The organism is Dellaglioa sp. CoH-55-MRSF-7, from assembly GCF_056782235.1.
Genome location: NZ_JBXAYI010000006.1, coordinates 33,018 through 58,315, shown reverse-complemented (window position 1 = coordinate 58,315; position 25,298 = coordinate 33,018). Strand labels below are relative to the sequence as shown.

General features: G+C 33.5%; 30 protein-coding genes. 4 read left to right on the top strand and 26 right to left on the bottom strand.

Going from position 1 to position 25,298, the window contains the following annotated elements:
- The 9 genes from AC1RPU_RS06670 to ccpA all read right to left on the bottom strand — a co-directional run bounded on the left by AC1RPU_RS06670 (position 1) and on the right by ccpA (position 5,968).
- Positions 1-423, bottom strand: a complete 423-nt coding sequence (locus AC1RPU_RS06670) for a competence type IV pilus minor pilin ComGF (protein ID WP_481761817.1) — start codon at positions 421-423, stop codon at positions 1-3.
- The gene (locus tag AC1RPU_RS06665; RefSeq protein ID WP_409022756.1) at positions 420-707 is read right to left on the bottom strand and encodes a hypothetical protein; all 288 of its coding nucleotides are present in this window, start codon (positions 705-707) and stop codon (positions 420-422) included. The genes AC1RPU_RS06670 and AC1RPU_RS06665 overlap by 4 nt, the downstream gene beginning before the upstream one ends.
- 1 nt (position 708) lies before the next feature.
- Complete coding sequence (locus tag AC1RPU_RS06660) at positions 709-1,143, bottom strand: prepilin-type N-terminal cleavage/methylation domain-containing protein (protein WP_409022757.1); 435 nt, start codon at positions 1,141-1,143, stop codon at positions 709-711.
- The gene (gene comGC / locus AC1RPU_RS06655; RefSeq protein WP_409022758.1) at positions 1,121-1,435 is read right to left on the bottom strand and encodes a competence type IV pilus major pilin ComGC; all 315 of its coding nucleotides are present in this window, start codon (positions 1,433-1,435) and stop codon (positions 1,121-1,123) included. The genes AC1RPU_RS06660 and comGC overlap by 23 nt, the downstream gene beginning before the upstream one ends.
- The gene (gene comGB / locus AC1RPU_RS06650; protein ID WP_481761819.1) at positions 1,432-2,490 is read right to left on the bottom strand and encodes a competence type IV pilus assembly protein ComGB; all 1,059 of its coding nucleotides are present in this window, start codon (positions 2,488-2,490) and stop codon (positions 1,432-1,434) included. Before comGB ends, comGC begins: the two co-directional genes overlap by 4 nt.
- Positions 2,432-3,412 carry a competence type IV pilus ATPase ComGA gene (gene comGA / locus AC1RPU_RS06645; protein WP_481761820.1) on the bottom strand — a complete coding sequence of 327 codons (981 nt, stop codon included), beginning with the start codon at positions 3,410-3,412 and terminating at the stop codon, positions 2,432-2,434. Before comGA ends, comGB begins: the two co-directional genes overlap by 59 nt.
- Positions 3,413-3,546: 134 nt before the next feature.
- A complete protein-coding gene (locus tag AC1RPU_RS06640; protein WP_481761821.1) occupies positions 3,547-4,281 on the bottom strand; it encodes a YebC/PmpR family DNA-binding transcriptional regulator in 735 nt (244 codons plus the stop codon).
- A gap of 108 nt (positions 4,282-4,389) precedes the next feature.
- Complete coding sequence (locus AC1RPU_RS06635; protein WP_481761822.1) at positions 4,390-4,893, bottom strand: VanZ family protein; 504 nt, start codon at positions 4,891-4,893, stop codon at positions 4,390-4,392.
- A gap of 73 nt (positions 4,894-4,966) precedes the next feature.
- Positions 4,967-5,968: a catabolite control protein A gene (gene ccpA, locus AC1RPU_RS06630; RefSeq protein WP_409022763.1), complete on the bottom strand. Its 1,002-nt coding sequence runs from the start codon at positions 5,966-5,968 to the stop codon at positions 4,967-4,969.
- A gap of 231 nt (positions 5,969-6,199) precedes the next feature.
- Between ccpA and AC1RPU_RS06625 the strand changes: the two genes are divergently transcribed.
- Positions 6,200-7,303, top strand: a complete 1,104-nt coding sequence (locus AC1RPU_RS06625) for a M24 family metallopeptidase (protein ID WP_481761823.1) — start codon at positions 6,200-6,202, stop codon at positions 7,301-7,303.
- Positions 7,304-7,495: 192 nt separating this feature from the next.
- Here the strand turns inward: AC1RPU_RS06625 and AC1RPU_RS06620 are convergent, their stop codons facing one another.
- The gene (locus AC1RPU_RS06620; RefSeq protein WP_409022765.1) at positions 7,496-8,005 is read right to left on the bottom strand and encodes a hypothetical protein; all 510 of its coding nucleotides are present in this window, start codon (positions 8,003-8,005) and stop codon (positions 7,496-7,498) included.
- 18 nt (positions 8,006-8,023) lie between these two features.
- On the bottom strand, positions 8,024-8,422 hold the full coding sequence (locus tag AC1RPU_RS06615) for a DUF948 domain-containing protein (RefSeq protein WP_481761824.1): 399 nt from the start codon (positions 8,420-8,422) through the stop codon (positions 8,024-8,026).
- Between the two features lie 163 nt (positions 8,423-8,585).
- On the opposite strand from AC1RPU_RS06615, the gene AC1RPU_RS06610 reads away from it, so the two are divergent.
- Complete coding sequence (locus tag AC1RPU_RS06610; protein ID WP_481761862.1) at positions 8,586-9,506, top strand: mechanosensitive ion channel family protein; 921 nt, start codon at positions 8,586-8,588, stop codon at positions 9,504-9,506.
- A gap of 38 nt (positions 9,507-9,544) precedes the next feature.
- Here AC1RPU_RS06610 and AC1RPU_RS06605 read toward each other — a convergent pair whose 3' ends face one another.
- From AC1RPU_RS06605 to cbpB, 3 genes are read right to left on the bottom strand one after another with little or no spacing between them, the layout of a single operon-like run.
- Positions 9,545-10,690 (bottom strand): N-acetyldiaminopimelate deacetylase, encoded by a 1,146-nt coding sequence (locus tag AC1RPU_RS06605; protein ID WP_481761825.1) that lies wholly within the window; start codon positions 10,688-10,690, stop codon positions 9,545-9,547.
- A 30-nt stretch (positions 10,691-10,720) separates the two neighbouring features.
- Complete coding sequence (gene dapD / locus AC1RPU_RS06600) at positions 10,721-11,428, bottom strand: 2,3,4,5-tetrahydropyridine-2,6-dicarboxylate N-acetyltransferase (RefSeq protein WP_481761826.1); 708 nt, start codon at positions 11,426-11,428, stop codon at positions 10,721-10,723.
- A gap of 27 nt (positions 11,429-11,455) precedes the next feature.
- Positions 11,456-11,938: a cyclic-di-AMP-binding protein CbpB gene (gene cbpB / locus AC1RPU_RS06595; RefSeq protein ID WP_481761827.1), complete on the bottom strand. Its 483-nt coding sequence runs from the start codon at positions 11,936-11,938 to the stop codon at positions 11,456-11,458.
- 165 nt (positions 11,939-12,103) lie between these two features.
- Between cbpB and AC1RPU_RS06590 the strand changes: the two genes are divergently transcribed.
- Positions 12,104-12,841 carry an MIP/aquaporin family protein gene (locus AC1RPU_RS06590; protein WP_409022771.1) on the top strand — a complete coding sequence of 246 codons (738 nt, stop codon included), beginning with the start codon at positions 12,104-12,106 and terminating at the stop codon, positions 12,839-12,841.
- A 48-nt stretch (positions 12,842-12,889) separates the two neighbouring features.
- Here the strand turns inward: AC1RPU_RS06590 and AC1RPU_RS06585 are convergent, their stop codons facing one another.
- From AC1RPU_RS06585 to racE, 3 genes are read right to left on the bottom strand one after another with little or no spacing between them, the layout of a single operon-like run.
- Positions 12,890-13,414, bottom strand: a complete 525-nt coding sequence (locus tag AC1RPU_RS06585) for a YfcE family phosphodiesterase (RefSeq protein WP_481762414.1) — start codon at positions 13,412-13,414, stop codon at positions 12,890-12,892.
- Position 13,415: 1 nt separating this feature from the next.
- Positions 13,416-14,657: an XTP/dITP diphosphatase gene (locus AC1RPU_RS06580; protein ID WP_481761829.1), complete on the bottom strand. Its 1,242-nt coding sequence runs from the start codon at positions 14,655-14,657 to the stop codon at positions 13,416-13,418.
- Position 14,658: 1 nt separating this feature from the next.
- Positions 14,659-15,468 (bottom strand): glutamate racemase, encoded by an 810-nt coding sequence (gene racE, locus AC1RPU_RS06575; protein WP_481761830.1) that lies wholly within the window; start codon positions 15,466-15,468, stop codon positions 14,659-14,661.
- 161 nt (positions 15,469-15,629) lie between these two features.
- Between racE and AC1RPU_RS06570 the strand changes: the two genes are divergently transcribed.
- Positions 15,630-16,118, top strand: a complete 489-nt coding sequence (locus AC1RPU_RS06570; RefSeq protein ID WP_481761831.1) for a YslB family protein — start codon at positions 15,630-15,632, stop codon at positions 16,116-16,118.
- Between the two features lie 55 nt (positions 16,119-16,173).
- On the opposite strand, the gene trxA is transcribed toward AC1RPU_RS06570, so the two are convergent.
- The 9 genes from trxA to AC1RPU_RS06525 form a co-directional block, all read right to left on the bottom strand.
- Positions 16,174-16,485, bottom strand: coding sequence for a thioredoxin (gene trxA, locus AC1RPU_RS06565; RefSeq protein WP_409022776.1), 312 nt, complete (start codon positions 16,483-16,485; stop codon positions 16,174-16,176).
- 85 nt (positions 16,486-16,570) lie between these two features.
- Positions 16,571-18,928, bottom strand: coding sequence for an endonuclease MutS2 (locus AC1RPU_RS06560; protein ID WP_481761832.1), 2,358 nt, complete (start codon positions 18,926-18,928; stop codon positions 16,571-16,573).
- Positions 18,929-18,947: 19 nt separating this feature from the next.
- Complete coding sequence (locus tag AC1RPU_RS06555) at positions 18,948-19,475, bottom strand: CvpA family protein (RefSeq protein WP_481761833.1); 528 nt, start codon at positions 19,473-19,475, stop codon at positions 18,948-18,950.
- Positions 19,476-19,479: 4 nt separating this feature from the next.
- Entirely contained in the window at positions 19,480-19,734 is a 255-nt protein-coding gene (gene zapA / locus AC1RPU_RS06550; protein ID WP_481761834.1) for a cell division protein ZapA, read from the bottom strand.
- Positions 19,735-19,879: 145 nt separating this feature from the next.
- A complete protein-coding gene (locus AC1RPU_RS06545) occupies positions 19,880-20,173 on the bottom strand; it encodes a DUF1292 domain-containing protein (protein WP_409022780.1) in 294 nt (97 codons plus the stop codon).
- A 14-nt stretch (positions 20,174-20,187) separates the two neighbouring features.
- A complete protein-coding gene (gene ruvX / locus AC1RPU_RS06540) occupies positions 20,188-20,622 on the bottom strand; it encodes a Holliday junction resolvase RuvX (protein ID WP_409021430.1) in 435 nt (144 codons plus the stop codon).
- Between the two features lie 8 nt (positions 20,623-20,630).
- Positions 20,631-20,891 carry an IreB family regulatory phosphoprotein gene (locus tag AC1RPU_RS06535; protein WP_481761835.1) on the bottom strand — a complete coding sequence of 87 codons (261 nt, stop codon included), beginning with the start codon at positions 20,889-20,891 and terminating at the stop codon, positions 20,631-20,633.
- 147 nt (positions 20,892-21,038) lie between these two features.
- Positions 21,039-23,696, bottom strand: a complete 2,658-nt coding sequence (gene alaS / locus AC1RPU_RS06530; protein WP_481761836.1) for an alanine--tRNA ligase — start codon at positions 23,694-23,696, stop codon at positions 21,039-21,041.
- Positions 23,697-23,971: 275 nt separating this feature from the next.
- Positions 23,972-25,297, bottom strand: a complete 1,326-nt coding sequence (locus AC1RPU_RS06525; RefSeq protein ID WP_409021433.1) for a DEAD/DEAH box helicase — start codon at positions 25,295-25,297, stop codon at positions 23,972-23,974.
- Position 25,298 lies beyond the last annotated feature (1 nt).

Here is a 25,298-nt window from a genome sequence, read left to right as displayed (position 1 = left end):
TTAATCCTTTTTTTCCATAGGTATTACCAATTTTAAAGTCTTATTTTGGTGTTCTTGTTTGATTTTTAAAAATAGAATTGGTTCATCGTATGCCACCGAAAATGATTTCACATGATATAAAATTGGTATATGACCTCCTGAAAATCCAATAAACTGTATCATTTCATTATGCTGACTAAGATAGTAGCGAGCTCCTGTCTTATTATTTTTTAATGAAATTGTATATTGACCAACATCTATTATCTTCAAATCTAAGTGATCTGACTCCAATAATCCGATACATTGCTGTAACGAAAAATCTCTATCTCCGCTAATTTCTTGGTGTTCATTTGTACATAAGTGCCAACATGTTGTCATTAGACTAAGAGAGATGATAAATATACCTAATGCAATAATAGTTTCTAACAAAGAAAAACTTTTCATTGCAATTTAATACTTGTTAAATCATTTTCAGACTTAATTCGAATTTCAGACATAGTAGCACATTGTAATTCGCCATCAACTATTTTTGATAATTTACTTGTCGGATGAATGACTAATAATTTACTGATTTCTTTCAGATTTCTTGTAGTTGTTGTTTTATGATTCCAATAATCTTCTTGTTTCTGTAATGTGTGATTGGTCTGTACATATAATCCAAAACCTGATGCGACAATAGTTAAAGTCATAATAGCGTCAGCTAACACAATTCCTGACATTTTACGCACGTTATTCGACATCCTTTCTAATAAATTGACCCCACCCAATTTGAAATACTATTTTTTGATTTCTATTTGGTAATGTGGATTTAAAATTAACTGTTTTACCAGTGATTTGCCCACTTTTATTTATTTTTATCGTTACTCTATTTTTAACTGTCACAGTCTTCGGATAGTCTAATTTAATTTTACTATTGCCATTAATAATGGTCATTTTATCATCATTAAAATTAATACTATTAGGCATCCGATTCATCGGTGCCTCTACCACTGCACTTTGCCAAAGTTGTTCAAAATTTTGCCAAAATTGTTTTTCTTTAGATATCGCAAGTACTTGATCCATTGGCCCCATTAGCAATAGACCACAAATACTAGTAATTGCCAACGAAATAAGCATTTCAAATAAACTAAATGCTTTAAATTTAGTTTTCTGTTTTAACAACATTATTCGAGATAATAATATGATTATCTTTTGCTTCCTTTTCTTGCTTTTCAGTTAAATATTTTTCCGAAACTAAATCAGCAAAATTTATCGATTTATTATGCGTTTCATTTTCATACAAATCAACCTGCGTTTGGACGACGCTAACTAACGCTTCATCATTAACCCGTTTAGCACCTGCTCTTTGATGTCCAATGTTAGGTAATATAATCAACATTAGAAGTGAGATAATAAATAAGACACATAGCATTTCAACAAGCGTAAATGCTTTTAATTTTTTTCTATTTTTTTTCATTGAATTTCCTCCATAGTTTGATACATAGGTAATAATATTGTTAAATACAACCCAACAATACAGGCCGCTACAATTATGAATGCAACTGGCTGTACATAAATCATGATTCTTTCGACAGATGACTCAAATTTACGATAAGTTAATTCCGAATACATTAATAATTCTTGGCTCATCACATCTAACGTATTACCTTTTGCGAGAAATGTCGTTATCTCATTAGGAAATAAAGGACTTTTATCGATCATTTGTTTTGTACTCCCACCATTTTCAAAATGATTCGTTAACTGTTTACCTAACTGATATAGTAAAGATTTTTGATCAAATTGATTTAAATAATCACATATTTTATTCAAATTTAAACCACTTGCTAAAAGCAGACCCAAATTAAATGTTAAATAATAATGACAATAATCCCGATAAATTTTACCTACTATGGGGACCTGACAATACCAAACATGCCTGTTCATCGTACTTTGTTTTGAAACACGAATGATAATTTTTATGATATATCCGATAAATAGACTAATTACGACAGAGATAATACTCTTCATTAAAATCATTTTAAAGTTAGAATTTGATGACGCACCTAACTGACTATAATTTATTTCAGGCAAAATAAATTGTTGGATTCCGATATATAAGACAACCAGTAATCCCATCAGAATCATTGGGTATTGCATGAGTTGCTTTAACTGTTTCTTTTGTTTTACTCTAACCGTCATCAATTTTCCGAGTTGTTTAATACTTTTATTTAATCCGCCATATTTTTCAGAAATCGTAATTTGATAATACGAACTTTTTGAAATATACGGCTTGATACCTGTTGAGAAGGGTTCACCACTTCTTAACTTGGATTCAATTTTTTGAATATCTATTTTCCCAACTGGAAATAATTTAGTCGCCGTTGTTAAAGATTGCCTGAGCGAAAATCCCGAATCTAATAAGTCTGCCAAGACTTCGAAAAATTCACTTTGTTTTTGAATTGACCATTTTCTTCTATTTAAAATTATTTGCTGTTTCAATTGTAATAATATTTTTCTTAATACATTGATCAAGGTTATCATGCCACCTTTCTAAAGCTATTTTTTGATTAAATGTTCCTTCAAGAACAGACTCTAACTTTTGACCTGTTAATATATCAAATAGTACACCGCTTCCACCTTTCGTTGTTTCAATTAATCGCTGATAACTTACTGCCTGTAGCGTTCTATTGAGATCATCTCGACTAACGCCAAGATTTTCAAGTCGTTTAATTGTTCCTACTGCATTTCTTGCATGTACGGTACTTAAAATTAAATGACCACTCATTGCAGCTTTAATTGCAGCATTGGCAGTGACTTCATCCCTGATTTCACCGATAATAAAAATATCAGGATGGTGCCTCAATCCAACTTTTAATAATTCCGCATATGTCATGTTTGCTTTATCATTAACCTGTAATTGAATAAAATTAGGATTTTGAATTTCAACTGGATCCTCAATAGTTAATATTGTTCTTTGATTCTGAATCATTTCAGCCAGTTGGTACATTGTCGTTGTCTTACCTGAACCCATTGGACCTGAGAATAAAATTAGCCCACTGGACCCACATGCATTTATCAACTGCTGAAATTGATTTGGTAAAAGTTGAAGTAACGGTACATCGGTATTCGAATAAATAAATCGTATAACAATCGATTCTCTACCTAAAAAATCGCCAACACTCGAAATTCGGCAATTTACCTTTTTATGTTCTATCTGCCATTGAAAAGTCCCAAACTGCGGCCGCCTAGTTTCGCTCAGAATCATATTTGCCTTAAATTTAAGAAAATTATTCATTTGTATCATCTTTTTTTCTGAATATACATTAAGGCTATGATAGTTATTCAACGTTCGATACTTAACTAAGCATCCCTTGGCACTTGGAATTATATACATATCACTTGCTCTGTTTTTAACACATATTTTAATCATTTCTTGTATTTCTGTTTCAATCATCTCAATATCCCTCCTTTCCATATATTTAAGTACGCAAAAAAAGCCAAAACATTTAATTTTGGCTTTTCATATTTTTATATTTAATTAATTTCTAACTTTTTAAGATGACTTATCTCTTTATTATAGAGAGTATCTTAATCTTCGTCTGCAATATCACCAGCATGGAACACTTCTGAAACATCATCATTTTCTTCCAATGCATCAATCATATGATGGAATTGTTCAATTTTATCTTCCGGTACTGGTACTAGATTTTGAGGAATCATTACTAATTCAAATGTATCTAATTTGTATCCCTTTGCTTCTAATGAAGCACGTACATCTGGTAAATCTTTTGAATCTGTATAGATTTCAAATAATTCTTCTGATGTTTTCAAATCCTCAGCACCAGCATCAATAACATCTTCAAACATAGCATCTTCATCAGTATCTAATTCTTCACGAGAAATAACGATGTAACCTTTACGATCAAACATGTAATTAACTGAACCTGTTTCTCCTAAATTTCCACCATTACGTGTAAATGCAATACGAACTTCTGAAGCAGTCCGATTACGATTATCCGTCAAGGTATGAACTAAGATGGCAACGCCACCAGGTGCATAGCCTTCATATGTAATTTCTTCATAATCTGCACCTTCTGAACCAGACGCTTTATCAATAGCACGTTTAATATTATCTTTTGGCATATTTGCAGCTTTAGCTTTATCAAGCATCAAACGTAATGAGGGGTTCGAATCGGGATCAGGACCACCACTTTTTGCAGCCATGTAAATTTCTCTCGATAATTTTTGGAAAATTTTACCACGTTTAGCATCTTGTGCATTTTTACGACCTTGGATGTTATTCCATTTTGAATGTCCTGACATAATTCCCTACCTCTTTCCGAAATGTTTCTGAATTTTTACTTTTAACCGTTTATTATGATATCAAAATAATAGCTTAATATCAACCTTCTTCACGAGAATAGGACTGAACTAGTTTTCTTTAGCTTTTTTGTGCCGATAGTACATTAAAATTAATATCGTCAAAATTACACCTGTTGTTGCACCAATTGTATCAAGTAAAACATCTTGGATTAAGGGCGTTCTGCCACCTGTAAAACTTTGGTGAATTTCATCAAGTCCTGCATATAGCGCTGCACAAGCAACTGCAATAAGCCCACTGTAACGCCAATACTTAATTTTATTTTTCACTCCCAAGAATATGAAGCTAGCCATAAAGAAATATGTCATAAAATGAGCAGTTTTACGGATGAAAAACTCAACTAATTTAAAATAACCAACATGGTTAAAACTTTCATCTGCTCCAGCATAACTAAATGAAATATGTGACAACATACTTTCAAATGGTTTACCAGCTAAATACTTTTCTAAAAAAGGAATAGATGTCTGCTGCTTGTACGTTTCCGAAGAACTAATAAACAGAATTACAATAATTAATAAGGCTAAAACAAAGTAAATATTATTTTTATTTTTCATAAAATTTCCCATCCAAGTATAATAAAAACTTGATTTTCCAAATATAATTTAGAAAACCAAGTTTTTTATTATATTATTTTGTTGAAGAACGCTTAATTAAGCCATATGGTAATTGGATTGTTTTTTCACTAACTTCTTCTTTATCCATTAATTTTGTTAATAATCTCATAGATACAGCCCCTAAATCGTATAAAGGTTGTGTTATTGAAGATAATTTGGGTCTAACAATCTCAGTCAATTTTGAATCATTACTTGTAATAATTTCAAAATCTTCGGGTACACTCAAACCAGCATCTCGAGCACCATTCAAAACACCAACAGCTAATTCATCATCACCAACAAAAGCAGCAGTTGCATGACTTGAAGAAATTGCTGGCCATAAGGTTTCGCCAGCTCGATATGAATAATCTGTTTCAAAAATTAAGTCTTGATCAAATTTTATTCCGGCTTTTTCAAGAGCTAATTTATAGCCTTTTAGTCGGTATTCGCCATTAATGGGTTCATCCATTGAACCTGAAACAAATGCAATACGTTTATTGCCATTATTAATTAGATCCGTTACTGATTCCATTACAGCTGCAATATAATCAATATTAACACTACCTAATTCTCCAGTAGGATCAACTGAACCTGAAAGGACAACTGGTGTACGACTTCTCTTAAGTTCAGCACGTAATTCATCAGTAATTTGATTTCCCATAAAAATAATACCATCAACTTGTTTAGCTAATAATGTATTTAATACTTGCACTTCTTTTTGACCATTTTGATCAGAGTTAGCTAAAATAATATTATATTTATACATTGTTGCAACATCATCAATTCCACGAGCTAATGATGAAAAGTAAATATTAGTTACATCGGGAATAATAACCCCAACTGTTGTCGTTTTCTTACTTGCCAATCCTCTAGCAACAGCATTAGGTCTGTAATCAAGTCGATCAATAACTTCCAAAACTTTTTTTCTTGTTGCAGGTTTAACGTTAGGGTTACCGTTAACCACACGTGAAACAGTTGCCATTGAAACAGCTGCTTCTCTTGCTACGTCATAAATTGTAATTGTTTGTTTATCCATTAGTATTATTTCCTCTCATTACTTAAATATCAAGTTTTCATTCCGTTTTCAAGCACTAGAATAATTTAGCAAATTTTTAAGACAATTGCAAGCGTTTTTACCTTATTTTCATGAAAATAATTTTTATATTATGAAAATTTCAATTTTTAATTGTTATGAAAATTTCAATATTTAATTGTTATGTCTTACTTATGCTATAATACAGTATACTATTGTAAAGGGAGAGATTTCATGTCACATATTGCATCTTTACAACAATGGCTTGCCAATAATGGTACTGACATTGCTTATATCAACGATCCAATGAGTATTCAATATTTTACCGGTTTTGAAAGTGATCCTATTGAGCGCGTTTTAGCTCTCTTTGTATTTCCTGATCAAGACCCATTTTTATTCACACCCGCTCTTGAAGTCGAAGCTGCCAAAGATACCGGCTGGAAATATCCCGTTTATGGTTATCTTGATCACGAAGATGCTTTCGCAATCATACAAAGTGAAATAAATAAACGTAAAAATTCACCAAAGAAATGGGCTATTGAAAAAGGCAGCCTAACAGTTGAAAGATATGATGCTATTAGTCGTATCTTCCCAAGTGCTGAATTTGTAGCTGATGCAACAAGCTTTATCGAAACACTTAAAGTAATTAAAACACCAGACGAAATTGAAAAATTAAAAATTGCTGGAAAATGGGCAGATGTTGCTTTTGAAGTTGGCTTTAACGCTCTTCAAGAAGGCAGAACTGAACAAGATGTTGTTGCAGAAATTGAATATGCAATGATGAAAAAAGGAATCATGCATATGAGCTTTGACACTATTGTTCAAAGTGGAAAAAATGCCGCTGAACCTCATGGATTTGCAAAAAAGGATCTTATCCAATCAAATGCTTTAACATTATTTGATTTAGGTGTTATCTCAGATGGTTATATTTCAGATGCTAGTCGTACTGTAGCATTCGGTAAACCAAATGAAAAAGCATTAGAAATTCACAAAGTTTGTCTTGAAGCGCAATTAAAAGCGCAATCTGCTGCTAAACCAGGTATGATTGCGGAAGATTTAGATAAAATTGCTCGTGATGTCATCGTCAAGGCTGGTTATGGTGACTACTTTATTCATCGCCTTGGTCATGGTATGGGACAAAGTGAACATGAATTCCCTTCAATTATGGAAGGAAATAAAATGGAACTTAAACCAGGTATGTGTTTCTCAATAGAACCTGGTATTTACATTCCAGGCGTTGCTGGCGTTCGTATTGAAGACTGCATTTATCTAACTGAAAACGGTAATGAACCATTTACAGTTACACCAAAAACATTAAAAACAATTGAACTACACTAATAAAAATAAAAACCCCTAAAGTTAGAAAACTTTAGGGGTTTTTATTTTTAAATATTCCATAAACTACGAGTCTTAACTAAAATAATAGGTAACCATATGCTACTCCTTTTCGAACAACATGTGGTTACCTATTATTTTAAAGTTAATTAATTCAAATAGTTCGCATTAAAAATTGTGGTACTCATTTTACTTTTATTTTTCGCCTGTCCATCCATCTGGATAAATTGTTTCAGCTTTGCCTTCTGCAGCATCAGCATCTTTAGCTTCGCCAAAAGCACTCTTGCTATCAACATAGATGTCTTCTTCAGCTAAGTCTGAAAACTCATCTGTTAAATCAGTCATTTGTTCAAATATATCGTCTGATTCCATAGCTAATTTGTTTTTCAAATCGTTCTTTGCATTAATTAATGCATCTTTAGCATTAACATACGCATCCTGGCTCATTAATAATTCACTTTTTTCAGAAAATTTATCACTTAGATTATTTTTCATTTCATCAAAATCAACCATTTTATCTTTTAAATCAATACTAGCGTCTTCAGCGTAAGCCTTATACTCTAACACGCGATCACGTACATCTAAAGCTTTTTCTTCCAAATGTTCTTTAATATCTTGTTTCGTTTTTTCAGAAATTAATTTAGAAGCTGTATACGCGGCAACCCCACCTGTAACTACCAATCCTAATAAAAATTTTTTTGACATAACAAACCCCTCCTTGTTTTAAACTTTTCTATTTTTATAAAAACTAAATGCCTTTTTACCAACATTAATGAAAGCTGAAGAATCTTTAGCCCTCTTTGACGTCGCTGAAACGTGTGTCATTAATCCTCGACTTGCATCATTCAAATCAGACACACTTTCACTCAAATCAGCAACAGCCTGAAATAAAGGATCAATTGTTGCTACTTTACCATTTACATCGTCTAATAAAATATTTGATTTTACGAGTATATTCTCAACTTCATTTGATAAGCCATCAACATCGCTGGTAATAGATGAAATACTTTTATTCACTTCTCCGAGTGTTCTCATCATTCTCATAAGAACGAAAATAATGAATAGGACTAAGACCGCGAAAGCAACAGCGGCAATTAATCCTGCAATTTGTCCACCTGTCATAATAATTCCTCCTATTTACTTACGTACATTAATTCAAAATCTACTTATAGGATAGCATTCGAACCTAAAAACTGCAATTGATAACATACGACAGTTTTGTATTTAAATTACACATTAGCCCACATGTTTGCTATGATGATATCAATAAATTAATTTAGGGGTGATCGCCATTTTAAACAATCTTTTTTTAGAGCATTTCACAAAGGACAATTTACTTTTAGGGACATTACTAAAAACCGTTACAAAACAAAGTACTTTCCTTTCACGTTACATAGCTCATATCGATTGGGATGCCATTATTAGTAACCTAGTTGAACTAGTTTTTTCTCTTGTTTTCTTTTCTTTTCTATTTATCCTTATAAATTGGATTGGAAAAAAAATCATTCGTCGGACATTTAATCAATATCGAGGATCCGATAGATATTCAACAAATAGAGTTGAAACAATCAATTCACTAACATCAAATATTTTTCACTATATTATGTTATTTTTTTATCTTTACGCTATTCTGTCGGTGCTCGGTGTTCCCGTTGGTACCTTAATTGCAGGTGCCGGAATCTTAAGTGTTGCTTTAGGTCTTGGCGCACAAGGATTCGTAACTGATGTCGTCACTGGATTCTTTATTCTTTTAGAACAACAATTCGATGTTGGAGATATCGTTAGAATTGATTCAATTGAGGGTCCTATCGTGGCTGTCGGCCTACGTACGACTCAAATTGAAGACTATGATGGTATTTTGCATTTTGTCCCAAATAGAAATATCACAATTGTCAGTAATTTATCTCGCAATAATATGCGAGCAGTTATCGATATCCGAATTGATGTCACTGACGATGTGGATAAAATCACCCATATTGTACAGAACGTTAATGAAAAGTTAGTCCCACTTCATCCCGAAATTAAAGATGGACCAAATATTTTAGGTCTAGTTGATCTTGGCAAAGGAAATTTGGTCTTTAGAGTCGTTGTGTTCACTTTAAATGGTGAACAGGCATCTACTCAACGGACATTTCTTGCCGGTTATCTAACGGCTTTAAATGATGCTCAAATACATGTCTTAAACTCACCTATCTCACTTAACTAAAAAATGACTCAATTATGAAATCATAATTGAGTCATTTTTTAGTTTCTTATTTGTTGATCTCTATCTGTCAAAAAATGGACCATTGCAAGAACACCTGCATCAATTGCAGCTTCTTTAGGCGCCAAAAATTCAGAATGTAGCGAGTAAGGACTATCTACACCCAACCAAAACATTGTTCCAGGTATTTTAGACAATAAAAATCCAAAATCTTCTCCCGTCATTGCAGGTTGTGTTTCAACAAATGAAACTTCTGGATCGTTTTTCATAAATCGAATAAAGTTTTCAGTCCTGCTATCATCATTTTCAACAGGTAGATAACCACCTTGAATGAGGTTTAATTCTACTTCGCAATCGTACATTAATGCGATACCCTCACAAATTGTTTTAACACGTTTTTGAATCAATAAATTCATTTCTTGTGTTAACGCACGAATTGTTCCATTAATCTGTGCTTCACCAGCAATAACATTACCAGTCGTTCCAGCAGTAAATTGACCCAACGTAACAACTCCAGATTGTATTGGATCGACATTTCGACTGATAATCGTTTGTAATTGCGTGACCAACTGTGCACCAGCAACTACCATGTCATTAGCCTGATGTGGGTATGCAGCATGTCCACTTTTTCCGGCTAGGTGTGCATGAATTTCACACGTACCTGCGAACAAAGTGCCTAATCGAGTTCCAATTGTTCCAGCAGGTAATTGTGGATTATCATGGAATGCATAAATTTCATCAGGCATCCACTCATCTAATAATCCACTCTCATAGAGTCGCTTACCACCACTGGCATTTTCTTCTGCTGGTTGAAAGATAAAAGTCATATTTACTGTTGGTTGATTTTCAGAAAAGTAATTTAGAATTCCGAGCGCAACCGTCATATGAATATCATGCCCACAAGCATGCATTCTACCTTCATTCCGTGATGAAAATGGCAGTCCTGTCTTTTCAGTAACAGGTAGTCCGTCAATATCAGTCCGATATCCAATTGTATACCCGCCAATAGAACCAACTACTCGAACTAAAATACCAGTTTCAACTGTTTTAATTACTATAAAACTTTGATTAAATTTTGAAATTAAGTTCAGTAGATAGGCTTGAGTTTCAAATTCTTCTAATCCAATTTCCGGAATTTGGTGTAAGTCCCGTCTGATTTTAATTAGTTCTTCAGTTGTTAAACTCATTTCTATCTGTTCCCTCGTTTCAATTTATTTCTAGATATTACGTAACTCTGCTAAAATTTCTGTTTTATCTTTTGTTTTATCATCGATATCTTTAACTTTTTTTGCGGGCATCCCTACGACTACCGTATAAGGTGCAACATCTTTAGTAACAACAGCTCCAGCACCAACAACGGCACCTTTACCAACACGAACGCCTTCAAGCACGACAACATTTCCACCAATTAAAACGTCATCTTCAATAATAACAGGTGTTGCTGAAGGTGGTTCGACAACCCCAGCAAGTACTGTTCCAGCACCAATATGACAATTATCTCCAACAATTGCACGACCACCTAAAACAGCACCCATATCAATCATTGTTCCCTTACCAATTTCAGCACCAATATTAATGATAGCGCCCATCATGATAACAGCGTTATCGCCAATTAAAACTTGATCGCGAATAACTGCACCTGGTTCAATACGTGCATTAATCTTTTTTAAATCTAATAACGGAACAGCTGAATTACGAGTTTCATTTTCAATATGAGAACTTACAATTTTTGAATTTTCATTTAGGAAAGGTTCAATATCTGCCCAATCACCAAATAAAACGCCAGCTTTATCATTTAAGTAGTCTTCTATCGTATCTGGTACATCGATTTCAACTAAATCCCCTTTAATATATACCTTAACGGGTGTTTTCTTTTTTGAAGTGCTAATAAAATTAATAATTTCGTGTGCATCTAAATTTGCCATCATCATTCTCCTAATATTTCATATTATTTATTTTCTTTCTTTAGTTTCAATATCTTGAACTATATACTCTTTTTCAAATTCATGAGCAATATGATTCATACTTTTCATAAGCTCACGACGTGTCACGATACCTGTAAAACTGCCCTCAGAAGAAACAACTGATAAAAAGGGATGGTCCACAAGTAAGTGCAAAACATTCTCAATATCGTAAGGATCTTGAATAGTGGGAATATCAGTTTCCATAACATCTTTAACACGAACTTCGTGTAATCGGCTGACATCCAATTCATCTAATCCTAACATTGTCTCAGTAATCATAGACAAGGATAACAATCCTTTAAACTTATAATCATTATCTAAAACGGGAATTTTAGCATAATGAACTTTTGTTAAAACCAATAGTGCGTGATCCAGGAAGTTATTTTCTTGTACATTAGCAACAATTTCAGCTGGAATTAAAAAGTGTTCCTGGTTTTCGGATAACATTTTTTCAATAGACTTAGCTATCATTCAATAGGTCCTCCTTCCAAACTTTTAGAACAACTCCTATTTTATAATAAATTGAACGCAGACACTAATTTTTTTTAAAAATCGAGCCAATTATTAATAAATATTTACATTTGTTCGCAATATTGGTAACATAATAAATATTGCGAACAAAAATAGGAGGATACAATGGATTATACATTAACAACAAGATTAGCTGCAGAATTTATTGGTACAGCAATTATGGTTATTTTAGGTAATGGTTCGGTGGCCAATGTCGAACTTGGGCATACAAAAGGACATGGTAGTGATTGGGCTTTAATCGCCTTCGGTTATGGATTCGGTGTTATGATTCCCGCCTTAATCTTTGGTAGTATTTCAGCAAATCATATTAATCCAGCTTTCACTTTAGGATTAGCTTTTTCTGGTTTGTTCCCATGGGGTGAAGTACTTCCCTACATGACAGTACAATTTTTAGGTGCATTCGTTGGACAAGCTATTGTTGTTGCAGCCTACAAACCTTACTATGATCAAACAACTGATCCTGAACGTATTTTAGGTACTTTCTCAACTATTGATGCCGCTCAAAGTAAATTAAATGGTTTTATTAATGAATTTGTTGGTACTTTCATTTTGATATTTGGCGCCATTGGTATTACAAAAGCACCATTTTTCTCCGATAACCTCGGAACAGCTCATCTCGGATTAGGTTTCTTAGTCCTTGTATTAGTTGCATCATTGGGTGGCGCAACTGGCCCAGCCCTAAACCCAGCTCGTGATCTTGCTCCACGTTTACTACATCAACTATTACCTCTTAAAAATAAAGGTAACTCACAATGGGATTATAGTTGGGTCCCAGTCGTTGCACCAATTGCAGCCGGCATTTGTGCCGTTTTCCTATACAAATCACTTTTTATGCTAGCTTAAATTTTAAAAACCTCTAAACGATAAAATTCGTTTAGAGGTTTTTTTTCGCTATTTACGTTTAAACTCGCAAGTTAATTCTGGTATTAATTTATGCTGTCTAGTGAAATATGAGACGTGAACATTTTTTTCGTTTGCTTCTACTATCGCATATGTTCCACCAATCCCTTGATACATCCCTCTAGGAAGACTAATGCTCCCAGGATTTAAAATTAATACGCCATCGTCAGTCATCTCACATCCTAATTCATGAGTATGTCCAAAAAATACGAATTTAGCATGATTAGCCTTAGCTTTTAATTCAAGTGTGAACAGTCCTGTTTTAACGTTAGTCAGATGCCCGTGAGAGAGATAGATAGTTTCCCCGCTCACAATTTCAACTAATTCTTCTGGAAAATTCATATCAAAATCCATGTTTCCTAGGACACCATCAAATTTATTAAAAAGCGGATCATTTGCTTCTAATTCTGAATCGCCACAATGAAAAAATACATCAACTTGATTTTTATTATGTACTAAAATAGATTCTAATATATCACGATCTCCATGACTATCACTCACAACTAAGCACTTCATCTTATTTTTCCCACCAATCATTAAAATTTGACATTAACTTGACGGTTGCACGACCGCGATGACTAATTTTATTTTTTTCTACTTCAGTCAGTTCAGCCATAGACTTATATAATTCAGGTACATAAAAAAGTGAGTCATAACCAAATCCGTTATCTCCACGTGGTATACCCAAAATTTCTCCAGCCACTTCACCGTCTACAACTAGTGACTCGTTACCAGGTTTTGCAAAAACTAACGTTGTATGGAAATTTGCAGTCCTTTTGTCTTTCGGCACGTCAGTCATTTCATGTAATAATTTCGCATTATTCGCAGCGTCATTATGGTCCTCAGCAAAACGAGCAGAAAATATACCTGGTCGACCATCTAAGGCGTCCACCATTAAACCAGAATCATCTGCTAAAACAGGTAATTGTGTTAATTGTGAAATTGTTTCTGCCTTTAATCTTGCATTCTCTTCAAATGTTTTCCCAGTTTCTTCAACATCTGGTAATTCAGGATAGTCCAACAACGTAGTAACTTTAAATCCTAGTGGATTAAAAAAACGTTTAAATTCAGTCGCTTTTCCTTCATTTTTAGTTGCAATTAAAATCACATCTTTTTGATTCTCAATATGTTCATTTTGAATTAAAATGGTTTTCTTCTGCGAATTACCCATTAATTCTGATAATCCTGACATTGCTCCACCTAAAAGTTGCGTTAATTTGTCACCAAGTAAATCAGCATTAGATTTTTCAAAATTCAATTGTAAAAAAGCCCCTGATTCATTTTGAACAATTAATAAATGACTATCGGCTGTTTCCTCTTCTTCACTTGTTAAATCAGCAAATAACTCATCATGAATGAAACCAACATTAATCGCTGAAAATGGTTTTAATTTTTGACCGTTACTCTTTAACAATAAATTTTGAATTGCTACATAACTCGCATTAATAACTGTTGCAATAATATCCCCATCAGCTTGCATGATTTGTACTTGTAAATTAAATCCAGTATCTTTTAATGTTTCTGCCAAGGCCGTCTTAAGCGATGATAAAATCAATTCAATTTTGACATTGCTTTGAGCACTCAACCACTGATTAACGTCTACTTTCAATTCACCAATGTTATCTGTTTCGTTAACTAAAATTGTTACCTTAGTCAAGCCCAACTGGTATTCAATCGCACTATCGACTTCCTTAAGACTTAATTTTGTAATTGAGACTGGTCTAACTTCTAAATTATCTCGATTCTCATTTTTACGCATGTTAGTCTCCCTGTCCTAAATGAATTGTTTTAGAATTTATATTTTCTAATCCTAACCAACCTGATGCAATTTCGTTAAAATCATTCGCATCACCCGTCGTAAAAAATTCATGTTCAATTTTTGCTTCACTTTTAGCCGCAATATTAAAATAATCTAAGATAGTTGAAACATCGTTAACTGTTTCAGCTCCTGAATCAATCAACGTTACTTTATCACCAACCGCATTTTGAATAAAAGGTCTGAGTAATGGATAGTGAGTACAGCCCATGACTAGTGTATCAATGTTTTTATCATCAAAAAAAGCTAACGTTTCATTAACAACTCGTTCAGCGATTTCTGATTCGTATTGATCACTCTCGACAATTGGGACGAACTTTGGACAAGGTAAGCTCGTCACAAATAAATTAGGATTTTTTTCATGTAACGTATTACTATATGCGCTACTTTTAATCGTACCTTCCGTCCCAATAACGCCTACTCTTTGGTTTTTAGATGACTTAATTGCCGCTCTACTTCCTGGTTTTATAACACCAATCACTGGGATTGCTAATTTTTCTCGTAAATCATCCAAGGCAGCAGCCGTTGCTGTATTACAAGCAATCACTAACATTTTTATCCCTTTACTTAACAAAAAAGATGTCATATCCCAAGTGAATTCTAAAACTTGTTCTGAGGGCCGAGGTCCATATGGCATTCTAGCTGTATCACCTAAATAGTATATTTTTTCGTTTGGTAATTGTTTAAGTGCTTCTTTTACAACTGTTAATCCACCAACACCTGAATCAATAAATCCAATTGCTTGATTATTCATTTTCTAACCTCTTTTTCGATTACTTATCAATCTTAATTATGACTTGTCTTTACTCAAAATTCAAGTCTAGTCATTTAACATTAATTTATGAAAAATCAATATCATCTAATCTTAAATAACGGTATAATACTTGTATATTATATATCCAGAGGGAGATCCATATGAAACCAAATTTGATTGAAAATTTATTATCAGCTGACAACAATGATACATTCGCATATGAACTTATTCGCGATAGTTTAATACCAGAAGTAATTGGTACGGATACAACAATTTTATACTGGGTTGGTAAAAAAATGGCCCGTAATGCTAACCTCGCTAATATTGCAGACCTTATTACCTTTTTTGAAAAGGCAAATTGGGGTACTCTTGAAGTGGTTAAAGAAAAAAAAGACAAGCAAACTTGGTTACTATCTGGTAATATTGTTACCTTCAGACAGAATCAGATTAAGTCTGCTGATTTTAACCTAGAAGCTGGGTTTATTGCTGAAACTATCCAAATTCAAAGTGGTTTCACATCAGAAACAATAATTGAAAATCAAAATAATAAATCCGGTGTTTCAATTATTGTTCAAACTGATTTAAAAGATCCTAATATGACAGAACCAACTGACCAATTTCACTTCAAAGTACCAACTGAAACTGAATAATTATCGAATAGATAATTAAAAAGAGCTGACTTTAAAAGTCAGCTCTTTTTAATTACTAAATATATTGTGCTAAAACTTCTTTAACCTGATCTTTTGAATGATAACCGACGATTGTATCAACAACTTCGCCATCTTTTTTAATCATTAAAGTTGGAATACTCATGATACCAAAAGATTGTGCTGTTGCTGGATTTTGATCAATATCCATTTTAGAAAATTTTACTTTATCGCCCATTTCTTGTTCTAAATCTTCAATAGCTGGCGATTGCATACGACAAGGACCACACCATGTTGCCCAAAAATCTGTCAATGTTACACCTGAATCTGTTACTTTTTCAAATTCTTTATCTGTAATTGCTTGTACCATTTGAATTCCCCCTTTTATTATTTATGTGACCATCATATCAAAGAAAATAATACCACGCCACATTTTTGCTTACAAAAAGTAAACGTTACTTGAATTCTACGATAGTTGCGCCATTTCCACCAGCATTGGGTGCTGCAAATTCAAATGACTTAACATGACGATTTGATTTCAAATAATCTGTTATTCCAGTTCTTAAGGCTCCAGTCCCTTTACCATGAACAATAGTAACAGAAGCATATCCAGCAAGTAAAACAGAATCAATATACTGATCAACTTGGCTCATTGCATCATCATAGCGCTGTCCACGAAGATCAAGCGATGTTGAAACGCTTGTTGAAGCCGCATTTTTAAAAATGGTTCTATCCTTTTTATCATTCTCGATATGAACTTTTTGAAGGTCGTTTTCATTAATTTTCATTTTTAGAATACCAAGTTGAACTTCCCACTCTGTCTTACTCATTTTTTTAACTAAAACACCTTGTTGACCATAAGTTTTAACTAAGACATCGTCGTTCACATGGAATTCTTGTTTATTTTTAGCTCGTTGTAGGACCTTATTTTTCTTCAAAGCATTTGTTGGTTGATGCATTTGTGATAATTGTGATTTTGCATCAATTAATTCATGTTCTTTAACAGCTTGTCCTTGAAGCATCTGCATTTGGCGAATTTCTTTTATTATTTTATCTGCATTTATTTCTGCTTCTGCCACGATTTCATTAGCTTTTCCCTTAGCCTTATCCGTCATTGACTCTCTTTGCGCAACAAACTCGGCATACTGTTTAGCTAGGTCATCATGTAATTTCGTTGAATCTTCTAGTTGTGCTTTTAATGCCAGTGTCTCATCTTCTGCCTTTTTTCGCTTACTCATTAAGTCAGAAATCATTTCATTCAAATCTTGGCTATCTTGATTGGTCAAGTTTTGCGCTTGATCAACAACATTTGACGCTAACCCAATTTTACGAGAAATATCAAACGCATTACTACGACCAGGTATTCCAATTAATAATCGATAAGTTGGTTGTAACGTTTCACTATCAAATTCCATACTAGCATTAATTGTTCCAGCACGATTAAACCCATACGCTTTTAATTCGGGATAATGTGTTGTAGCAACTGTATAACTACCTTTTTCTCCAACAGCATCAAGAATTGCAATCGCCAAAGCTGCACCTTCTTGTGGATCCGTTCCAGCTCCTAATTCATCAAATAAAACTAATGAATGTTCGTTAATATTAGCTAAAATAGAAACGATATTAGTCATATGAGCAGAAAATGTACTTAAGCTCTGTTCAATCGATTGTTCATCCCCAATATCTGCAAAGATATCTTCAAAAATACCAATACGACTACCTTCATTTGTTGGAATATTTAAACCTGATTGTCCCATCATCTGAATTAAGCCTAATGTTTTTAACGTAATTGTTTTACCACCGGTATTAGGTCCCGTAACAACAATTGCTTGATAATCTTTTCCTAACATAATATCGTTAGCAACTACTTTTTTACTATCCAATAAAGGATGACGTGCTTGTCTTAAAAAAATGTCATTTTCAACACTAATTGCTGGTTCAGTTGCTTTAATTGAGCTTGCATATTGTGCCTTTGCATTAACAAAATCGAAATGTCCTAAAATATAAGCATTTTCTAAAATTTCTGCTGTAAAAGGTGCAACTAATTCAGATAACTCTGCCAAAATACGACGTTCTTCATCTGCTTGAGCAAGTTGCTGTTCGCGTAAATGATTATTCATCTCGACAATTGCTTGCGGTTCAATAAATAAGGTCTGTCCTGTTGCACTTTGGTCATGAACAGCGCCACCAAATTGACCACGATATTCTGCCTTAACAGGGATAACGTAACGTTCATTTCTAATTGTAATTAATGTTTCACTTAAATATTTAGCACTTTTACCACGCGTAAATTCTTGTAGTTTAGCTCTAATGGCACTTTCCGAGCGTAAAATATTTTGTCGAATATTATGCAATACTGGTGAAGCCTCATCAGTAATGTGACCATCATTTTCAATTGACTGATTCAACCTACGATTAATTTCAGGTAGATTTTCAAGCTTTTCTATCCATTCAAATAATCTCGTTAATTCAATTTCAGAATCTGCTAAATCTTTAAAAAATAATTTAACCTCATTAGTCGTTCGTAGTACACGACCAACAGCAGATAGCTCTTTACCATTCAAAGAAGCTCCCATATCTAACCGTTTCATATGTGGCTTAACGTTGACTAATTGTGGTAAAGGAATGCCACCGCGGAGTCGCAATATCTTCACAGCATCTTGTGTTTCGTCTAAATCCTTTTGGATTTTTTCGAGATTAGTCATCGGCTCTAATGCCTTAACTTCTTCTTGTCCAGATTCAGTAGATATAAATGTTTGAATTTGTTGTTTAACTTTTTGATATTCTAATGTCTTTAATCCTTTTTCGTTCATACTTTAATTCTCCTAACATTTAATCTGTAGATGATGTATTTGTAATGAACATCTTTTTAGCTATTGTTGGCGTATCTGTTAGTATTTTTTGAGCAACCGTCGATTCTAAAACAGCTTCATTAACTTTTTGATTAGGCCAAGCCGACAAAATAATTAACCCAATAAAAATAAAAACAAACATCAGTATAACCGATAGAACCCCACCAATTAGTGAATTCACCTGATGAATAACTGGTAATTTTGTAACAGAATTTATTACTCTAATAATACCTCTAATGAGTATACCGCCAACCACAAATAAAGCCGCAAATACAATCATCGAATAAAAGTTAGTCTGAAGATGGTTCGTAATAGATGTCTTATCAGTTTCCATAATTTTAGGGAAACGTTCTCCCAACCAAATAGTAACAGGATTTGTTAAAACTTTAGCAAATAAATAGATAGCGATAAATCCTACAATTCTCAAAAGCGTTAATACTAATCCTTTTCTATAACCGTTAAAAAATGACACAATTAATAAAAAGATAACAATTAAAGAAACTGTCATAATATTACTCCTTTACTTGTGTTTCACCATTAATTTCATTTAATTTTTCTTGTAATTTAATTTGATCTGAAACTGCGTTGATAGCTACTAATATCGCTACTTGTTCATCATCTATTTCAGGTAGCATGTCCTTCACTGATTGAAATTCATTTTTCACCAATGTTGCTACGGCGTCCATGTGTGTGTCTGATTCTGATCCAATAATTGTATACACTTTTTTACCGATTTTAGTCTTATATCTATTCTTTTGATTTTCCAATGAACACCCTCCTTACATTTAATCATTTAAAAATAATTTTACCACGAATTGATCAAAAGAGATATGTGTATCATAGTCCATAATATATAATTTAAAACAAAATAAAAAAGTTAAACCAATTTGGCTCAACTTTTTAAATAATCTTCTATTGCATACTTTCATCTGAAAGGAAGGTATTCAATACTTCTTCTACCATATCCCATTCATCATCGTCTTCGATTGGTTCTAAATCACTTTCAGTTGCTTCACCATTCTCATTAGGACTAAATGAGTAAGCTTGAATTTCAACCTCTTCATCAGCTTCTGAGCCAAGTGGATAAAGCATAATATATGATTTATTGTAATCATCAGATTCAAAGGTAAACAGAACTTCAAAAAGTGTTTCATTACCGTTATCATCTACTAATGTAATCTGTTGGTTTTCTTCTTCATTATTCATATTGTGACCTCACTTTATTCTTTAGTTAATTTGCCTTTACCATCTAAATAATTCTGTAAAATTAGGCTTGCAGCAAGTTTATCAATAACTTTTTTTCTTTTTTTTCTTGATGTATCGGCCTGTTCAACAAGCATACGTTCTGCCTCAACAGTTGTCAACCGTTCATCTTGAAAATCAATTGGCAAGCCAAAAGTTTCAACTAATAACTCGCCGTACTTTTGCGCAGCTTCAGCACGAGGGCCTAATGAGTTGTTCATATTTTTGGGTAAGCCGAGTACAAAGCCAGTTACTTCATACTCTGTAACCAATTCTTTGACACGTTCAATACCAAAGTCACTTCTGTCTTCATTAATACGAATAATTTCAACGCCTTGGGCAGTCCATCCTAATAAATCGCTCATTGAAACGCCGACCGTTCTTGAACCAATATCCAAGCCCATTAATCTCATTTAATTTCCTACTTTTCTTCTGTATTTAAGTAATTTTTAACTAACTCTTCAACAATTTCATCGCGTTCATATTTTCTAATTAAATTACGTGCGTCATTAAATCTAGGAATATAAGCAGGATCGCCCGATAACAAATAGCCAACAATCTGGTTAATAGGGTTGTACCCTTTTTCTTCTAATGATTGGTAAACAGTTACCAATGTATCGTGGACATCTTTTTTATTATTTTCGTCAAAATTAAAGAACATTGTTTTATCTAATGAACTCATAACGTGGCACCCCCATCAATTTATTAACCTAGCTCTATTCTACTAAAAAAAGGACCATTCGACAATCAAAACAAGCTGATGTAATCAAGCCGTAATATAATAAAGAGTATTTATCTATTTATTATTAGATAAATACTCCTTTAATTATTATTTGGTTTGATTATTTAACCAATTTGCTGCTTCTTTGATTGCATCAGCTAAACCTGCTGGATTTTTACCACCTGCTTGAGCTAAGTCTGGTCGGCCACCGCCACCACCGCCAACAAGTGGCGCAATCGTCTTAATTAAATCGCCCGCTTTTAATCCTGATTTAATGCCATCAGCACTAACTGCCGTAATTAAATTAACTTTACCGTCATCACTTGTTGTTCCAATAGCCAAAACATCTGATAATTCTTGGGTTTTCCATTGGTCAGCCAATTGACGTAATTGAGACATCCCTGAAACTGAAACTTTTGCTGCAATTAACGTTTTACCATTAATTTCTTGTTTATTTTTGAAAACATCCCCAGCTTGTTGGCTAGCAATTTTATCTTCAAATGCTTGAATTTGTTGTTCACTTACTTTTAATGCACTTTGTAATTGTTCAATTTTATTTGAAACTTCTACGACTTTATTTACTTTTACTTGTTGTGCTACTGTTTCTAAGAGTTCGTTACGTCCGTTTAAGAAATCAAAAGCTTCTTTAGAAGTTACTGCTTCAATACGACGAACGCCGGCACCAACACCTGATTCAGAAATAATTTTAAATAAGCCGATTTCACTCGTATTTGAAACGTGCGTACCACCACAGAATTCAATTGAATAATCGCCAATTTTCACAACCCGCACAATTTTTCCATATTTTTCTGAGAATAAAGCAATGGCACCCATATTTTTAGCAGAATCAATATCTGTTTCAACAGTTTCAACAGCTAACTCAGCCCAAATCTTATCGTTAACAATCTTTTCAACTTGTTTTAACTGTTTCTCTGAAACGGAACCAATATTTGTAAAATCAAACCGTAGATAAGTGGGTTCGACTAATGACCCAGCTTGATGTGTATGTTCGCCCAGAACATCTCGCAATGCTTGATCAAGTAAATGTGTCGCCGTATGATTTTTTTCAACTTTTTTATGGAAATCTTGATTAATTTCTAGTGTCACTAATTGGTCTTTTTTCATTGCTGCAAGAACTTTAATGGCGTGTAAATTTTGTCCATTAGGTGCATGTTGAACTTCTTCAACTTCAGCAATAACATTGCCTTCTGTATCTTTGATAGTTCCTTTATCAGCAACTTGTCCACCCATTTCAGCGTAAAATGGTGTTTTTGAAAAAATAACTTGAGCGTTATCACCTGGTTTTATGTTATCTACTAACTCGTTATCCACAATTAAATCAACCACTTTGGCGTCATCCACATTAGCTTGTGTATAACCAACATATTCACTAATTGTTTTAATATCTGTTAACATCCCATTTTGAACACCCATTGATTTAGCATTACTACGTGCAGCACGAGCACGATCCTTCTGCTGTTGCATTTCAGCGTTAAACCCTACTTGATCTACAGATAATCCTTCATCTTCGGCATATTCTTTCGTTAATTCAAATGGAAAACCATAAGTATCGTACAATTTAAAGACACCAGCACCAGTTAGCTCTACTTTATTTTCTTTTTTAGTCGTTAAAATAAGATTATTTAATAACTGTAATCCATCTTTTAATGTTTCATTAAATCGTTCTTCTTCAGAACGAACAATTTTAGAAATATACTCTGATTGTTCTAAAACTTCCGGATAATAATCCTTCATAATATTACCAACAACAGGTACAAGTTGCGTTAAAAATGATCCTTCTATCCCTAATTTTTGTCCATGCATCACTGCACGACGAATTAATCGACGAATAACATAGCCACGTCCTTCATTAGAAGGTAAAGCGCCATCACCAATGGCAAATGAAATTGCACGCGCATGATCTGCAATAACCTTAAATGAAATATCATCTTGGGCATTATCATCATATTTTTTATTATTACTCATTTTTTCAGTTGCATCAATTAAGGGTAAGAATAAATCTGTTTCAAAATTAGTTTTTGCATTTTGGAAAATCGAAACAACACGTTCTAAACCCATCCCCGTATCAATATTTTGATGAGGTAGTGGTTCATAGTTATTTTCAGGTGTGTGATTAAATTCAGAGAACACGATATTCCAAACTTCTAGATAACGTTCATTTTCGCCACCAGGATAATTTTCGTCATCATCCTCAGCTAAGTTATTAAAACTTTGTCCACGATCATAAAAAATTTCTGTATCAGGTCCACTAGGTCCTTGTCCAATATCCCAAAAGTTATCTTCTACTTCTACTAGATGATCCTTTGGTAACTTAACTTCTTCTAACCAGATACGTTTTGCTTCCAAATCTTTTGGGTAAACAGTAACGTATAGTTTTTCAGCATCAAATGCGAACCATTTTTCACTTGTTAATAATTCCCAAGCCCAATTAATTGCTTCTGGTTTAAAATAATCCCCAATTGAGAAATTACCCAACATTTCGAATAACGTATGATGACGTGCTGTCTTACCAACATTCTCGATATCATTCGTACGAATACTTTTTTGGGCATTCGTAATTCTAGGATTTTCTGGTACAACTGATCCATCAAAATATTTTTTTAAAGTTGCAACACCGGAATTAATCCACAGTAATGTGGGATCATCCACAGGTAGTAATGAGGCACTAGGTTCAATTGTATGGCCTTTTTCTTTAAAGAAATCTAAATACATTTGGCGTATTTCAGTACTTGTCATTTTTTTCATAAGTGTGACTTCCCTTCTATTTTTAAGCAAAAAACACCGCTGCGAGTAAGGACGCTTATAGCGCGGTACCACCTTACTTGCAACGATGTTTTAGTCGTTTACCTCTTAAACTCGATAACGTTGAGTGGACGTCATTCTATTAATACTTAACACAAGGCAGCTTTTTTAAATAATCATTTCTCTCAGCAAATGAAATGTTTCTGTTAGGCTATTTAAATTTATCCCTGTTTCTAATAAAAATTATATTGAAATCGACTCAAATTGTCAAATTAAGCTTACGACTCTTTACGATTTTGTTTTCTGTTAACGCGACGATCCATTTGATCTTTACGTTTAATTGCTTTTTGAATCTTTTTCTTATATCCAGGTTTACGTTTTTTCTTCTCTTTTTTAACCATTCCTTTGATTACTGGAGCTAAAGGATCTTTGGTTTGTTTACGATTTTCACGGCGATTACGATCATAAGAATCAACGATTTCACCTTTTTTAATATCTTTAGGTGCAAATTTAATCCCCATTGCTTCTAACTCAGCAATTTTATTTTCTTCATTTGGTTCATATAACGTCATCGCAATACCACTCAAACCGTTACGACCAGTACGTCCAACACGATGAATGAAGAATTCTAAATCATTTGGAATATCATCATTGATGACATGTGAAACACCCTCAATATCAATTCCACGCGCTGCCAAATCAGTTGCGACAACATATTGAAAATCTAAATTTTGAACTTCTTTCATGACACGTTTTCGTTCACGAGCTGGCACATCACCATGAATTTTAGCAACTTTTAAATTCTTACCACGTAAATACTCAACAATTTCATCAACACGTGTTTTTGTATTTGCAAAAATAAGTGCGATATATGGTTGTCCCATCGTAATTAATTGATAAATAACTTCATTACGATCATGACCCTTCGTTGGAATAATCCAGTTTTCAATCGTATCACTAATAACTGATTTAGCTGCAATTTCTTCAACTACTGGGTTCTTCATGTATTTCTTTAAAAATGGTTGTAATTTTTGTGGAATAGTTGCTGAAAACACCATCATTTGAAGATCAGAAGGTAATGCAGATGCAATTTGATCAGTTTCTTTCAAAAACCCTAAATCAAGTGTCATATCTGCTTCATCTACAACTAAAGTTGATGCATTATGAATATCTAAAGCGTTACTGCTCATTAAATCAGCAATACGTCCAGGTGTCCCAATGACAATTTGTGGTTGTCTTCTACTTAATTTATCGATTTGACGCTGTTTATCTGTCCCACCAACATAATTTTGAATATGAATAGGTTCGGGACTAAATTCTGCCAATTGCTTAGCAGCTTCATAAATTTGGTAAGCAAGTTCACGACTTGGTGTCGTAATAACTGCTTGAACCGTATTATTTGAAGGATCAAGTTGATTAAAGATTGGTAATAGGAAAGTATGTGTTTTACCACTACCCGTTTGTGATTGACCTACAACGCTTTTACCCTTTAAAACAACTGGTATTAAGCGTTGTTGAACTTCTGTTGGTACATTAAAATGAATTGCTTCAATCGCTTTTAAAAGATACGATTTCAATCCAAAATTTTTAAAATTTTCTGGCATT

Bases quoted from the DNA above. Each gene is read 5' to 3' on its own strand.
- AC1RPU_RS06585 (WP_481762414.1), bottom strand. From the start codon at position 13,414: ATGAAGTGCTTAGTTGTGAGTGATAGTCATGGAGATCGTGATATATTA.
- AC1RPU_RS06560 (WP_481761832.1), bottom strand. From the start codon at position 18,928: ATGAACGAAAAAGGATTAAAGACATTAGAATATCAAAAAGTTAAACAA.
- cbpB (WP_481761827.1), bottom strand. From the start codon at position 11,938: ATGATAGCTAAGTCTATTGAAAAAATGTTATCCGAAAACCAGGAACAC.
- AC1RPU_RS06670 (WP_481761817.1), bottom strand. From the start codon at position 423: ATGAAAAGTTTTTCTTTGTTAGAAACTATTATTGCATTAGGTATATTT.
- AC1RPU_RS06615 (WP_481761824.1), bottom strand. From the start codon at position 8,422: ATGACAGGTGGACAAATTGCAGGATTAATTGCCGCTGTTGCTTTCGCG.
- ccpA (WP_409022763.1), bottom strand. From the start codon at position 5,968: ATGGATAAACAAACAATTACAATTTATGACGTAGCAAGAGAAGCAGCT.
- dapD (WP_481761826.1), bottom strand. From the start codon at position 11,428: ATGGCAAATTTAGATGCACACGAAATTATTAATTTTATTAGCACTTCA.
- AC1RPU_RS06555 (WP_481761833.1), bottom strand. From the start codon at position 19,475: ATGACAGTTTCTTTAATTGTTATCTTTTTATTAATTGTGTCATTTTTT.
- trxA (WP_409022776.1), bottom strand. From the start codon at position 16,485: ATGGTACAAGCAATTACAGATAAAGAATTTGAAAAAGTAACAGATTCA.
- AC1RPU_RS06605 (WP_481761825.1), bottom strand. From the start codon at position 10,690: ATGAGTTTAACAACTGAAGAACTAATTAAAATCAGACGGGACTTACAC.
- comGA (WP_481761820.1), bottom strand. From the start codon at position 3,412: ATGATTGAAACAGAAATACAAGAAATGATTAAAATATGTGTTAAAAAC.
- AC1RPU_RS06625 (WP_481761823.1), top strand. From the start codon at position 6,200: ATGTCACATATTGCATCTTTACAACAATGGCTTGCCAATAATGGTACT.
- AC1RPU_RS06580 (WP_481761829.1), bottom strand. From the start codon at position 14,657: ATGCGTAAAAATGAGAATCGAGATAATTTAGAAGTTAGACCAGTCTCA.
- racE (WP_481761830.1), bottom strand. From the start codon at position 15,468: ATGAATAATCAAGCAATTGGATTTATTGATTCAGGTGTTGGTGGATTA.
- comGC (WP_409022758.1), bottom strand. From the start codon at position 1,435: ATGAAAAAAAATAGAAAAAAATTAAAAGCATTTACGCTTGTTGAAATG.
- AC1RPU_RS06535 (WP_481761835.1), bottom strand. From the start codon at position 20,891: ATGAGTTCATTAGATAAAACAATGTTCTTTAATTTTGACGAAAATAAT.
- AC1RPU_RS06525 (WP_409021433.1), bottom strand. From the start codon at position 25,297: ATGCCAGAAAATTTTAAAAATTTTGGATTGAAATCGTATCTTTTAAAA.
- AC1RPU_RS06635 (WP_481761822.1), bottom strand. From the start codon at position 4,893: ATGAAAAATAAAAATAATATTTACTTTGTTTTAGCCTTATTAATTATT.
- AC1RPU_RS06660 (WP_409022757.1), bottom strand. From the start codon at position 1,143: ATGTTGTTAAAACAGAAAACTAAATTTAAAGCATTTAGTTTATTTGAA.
- AC1RPU_RS06590 (WP_409022771.1), top strand. From the start codon at position 12,104: ATGGATTATACATTAACAACAAGATTAGCTGCAGAATTTATTGGTACA.
- AC1RPU_RS06620 (WP_409022765.1), bottom strand. From the start codon at position 8,005: ATGTCAAAAAAATTTTTATTAGGATTGGTAGTTACAGGTGGGGTTGCC.
- AC1RPU_RS06570 (WP_481761831.1), top strand. From the start codon at position 15,630: ATGAAACCAAATTTGATTGAAAATTTATTATCAGCTGACAACAATGAT.
- ruvX (WP_409021430.1), bottom strand. From the start codon at position 20,622: ATGAGATTAATGGGCTTGGATATTGGTTCAAGAACGGTCGGCGTTTCA.
- AC1RPU_RS06545 (WP_409022780.1), bottom strand. From the start codon at position 20,173: ATGAATAATGAAGAAGAAAACCAACAGATTACATTAGTAGATGATAAC.
- alaS (WP_481761836.1), bottom strand. From the start codon at position 23,696: ATGAAAAAAATGACAAGTACTGAAATACGCCAAATGTATTTAGATTTC.
- AC1RPU_RS06640 (WP_481761821.1), bottom strand. From the start codon at position 4,281: ATGTCAGGACATTCAAAATGGAATAACATCCAAGGTCGTAAAAATGCA.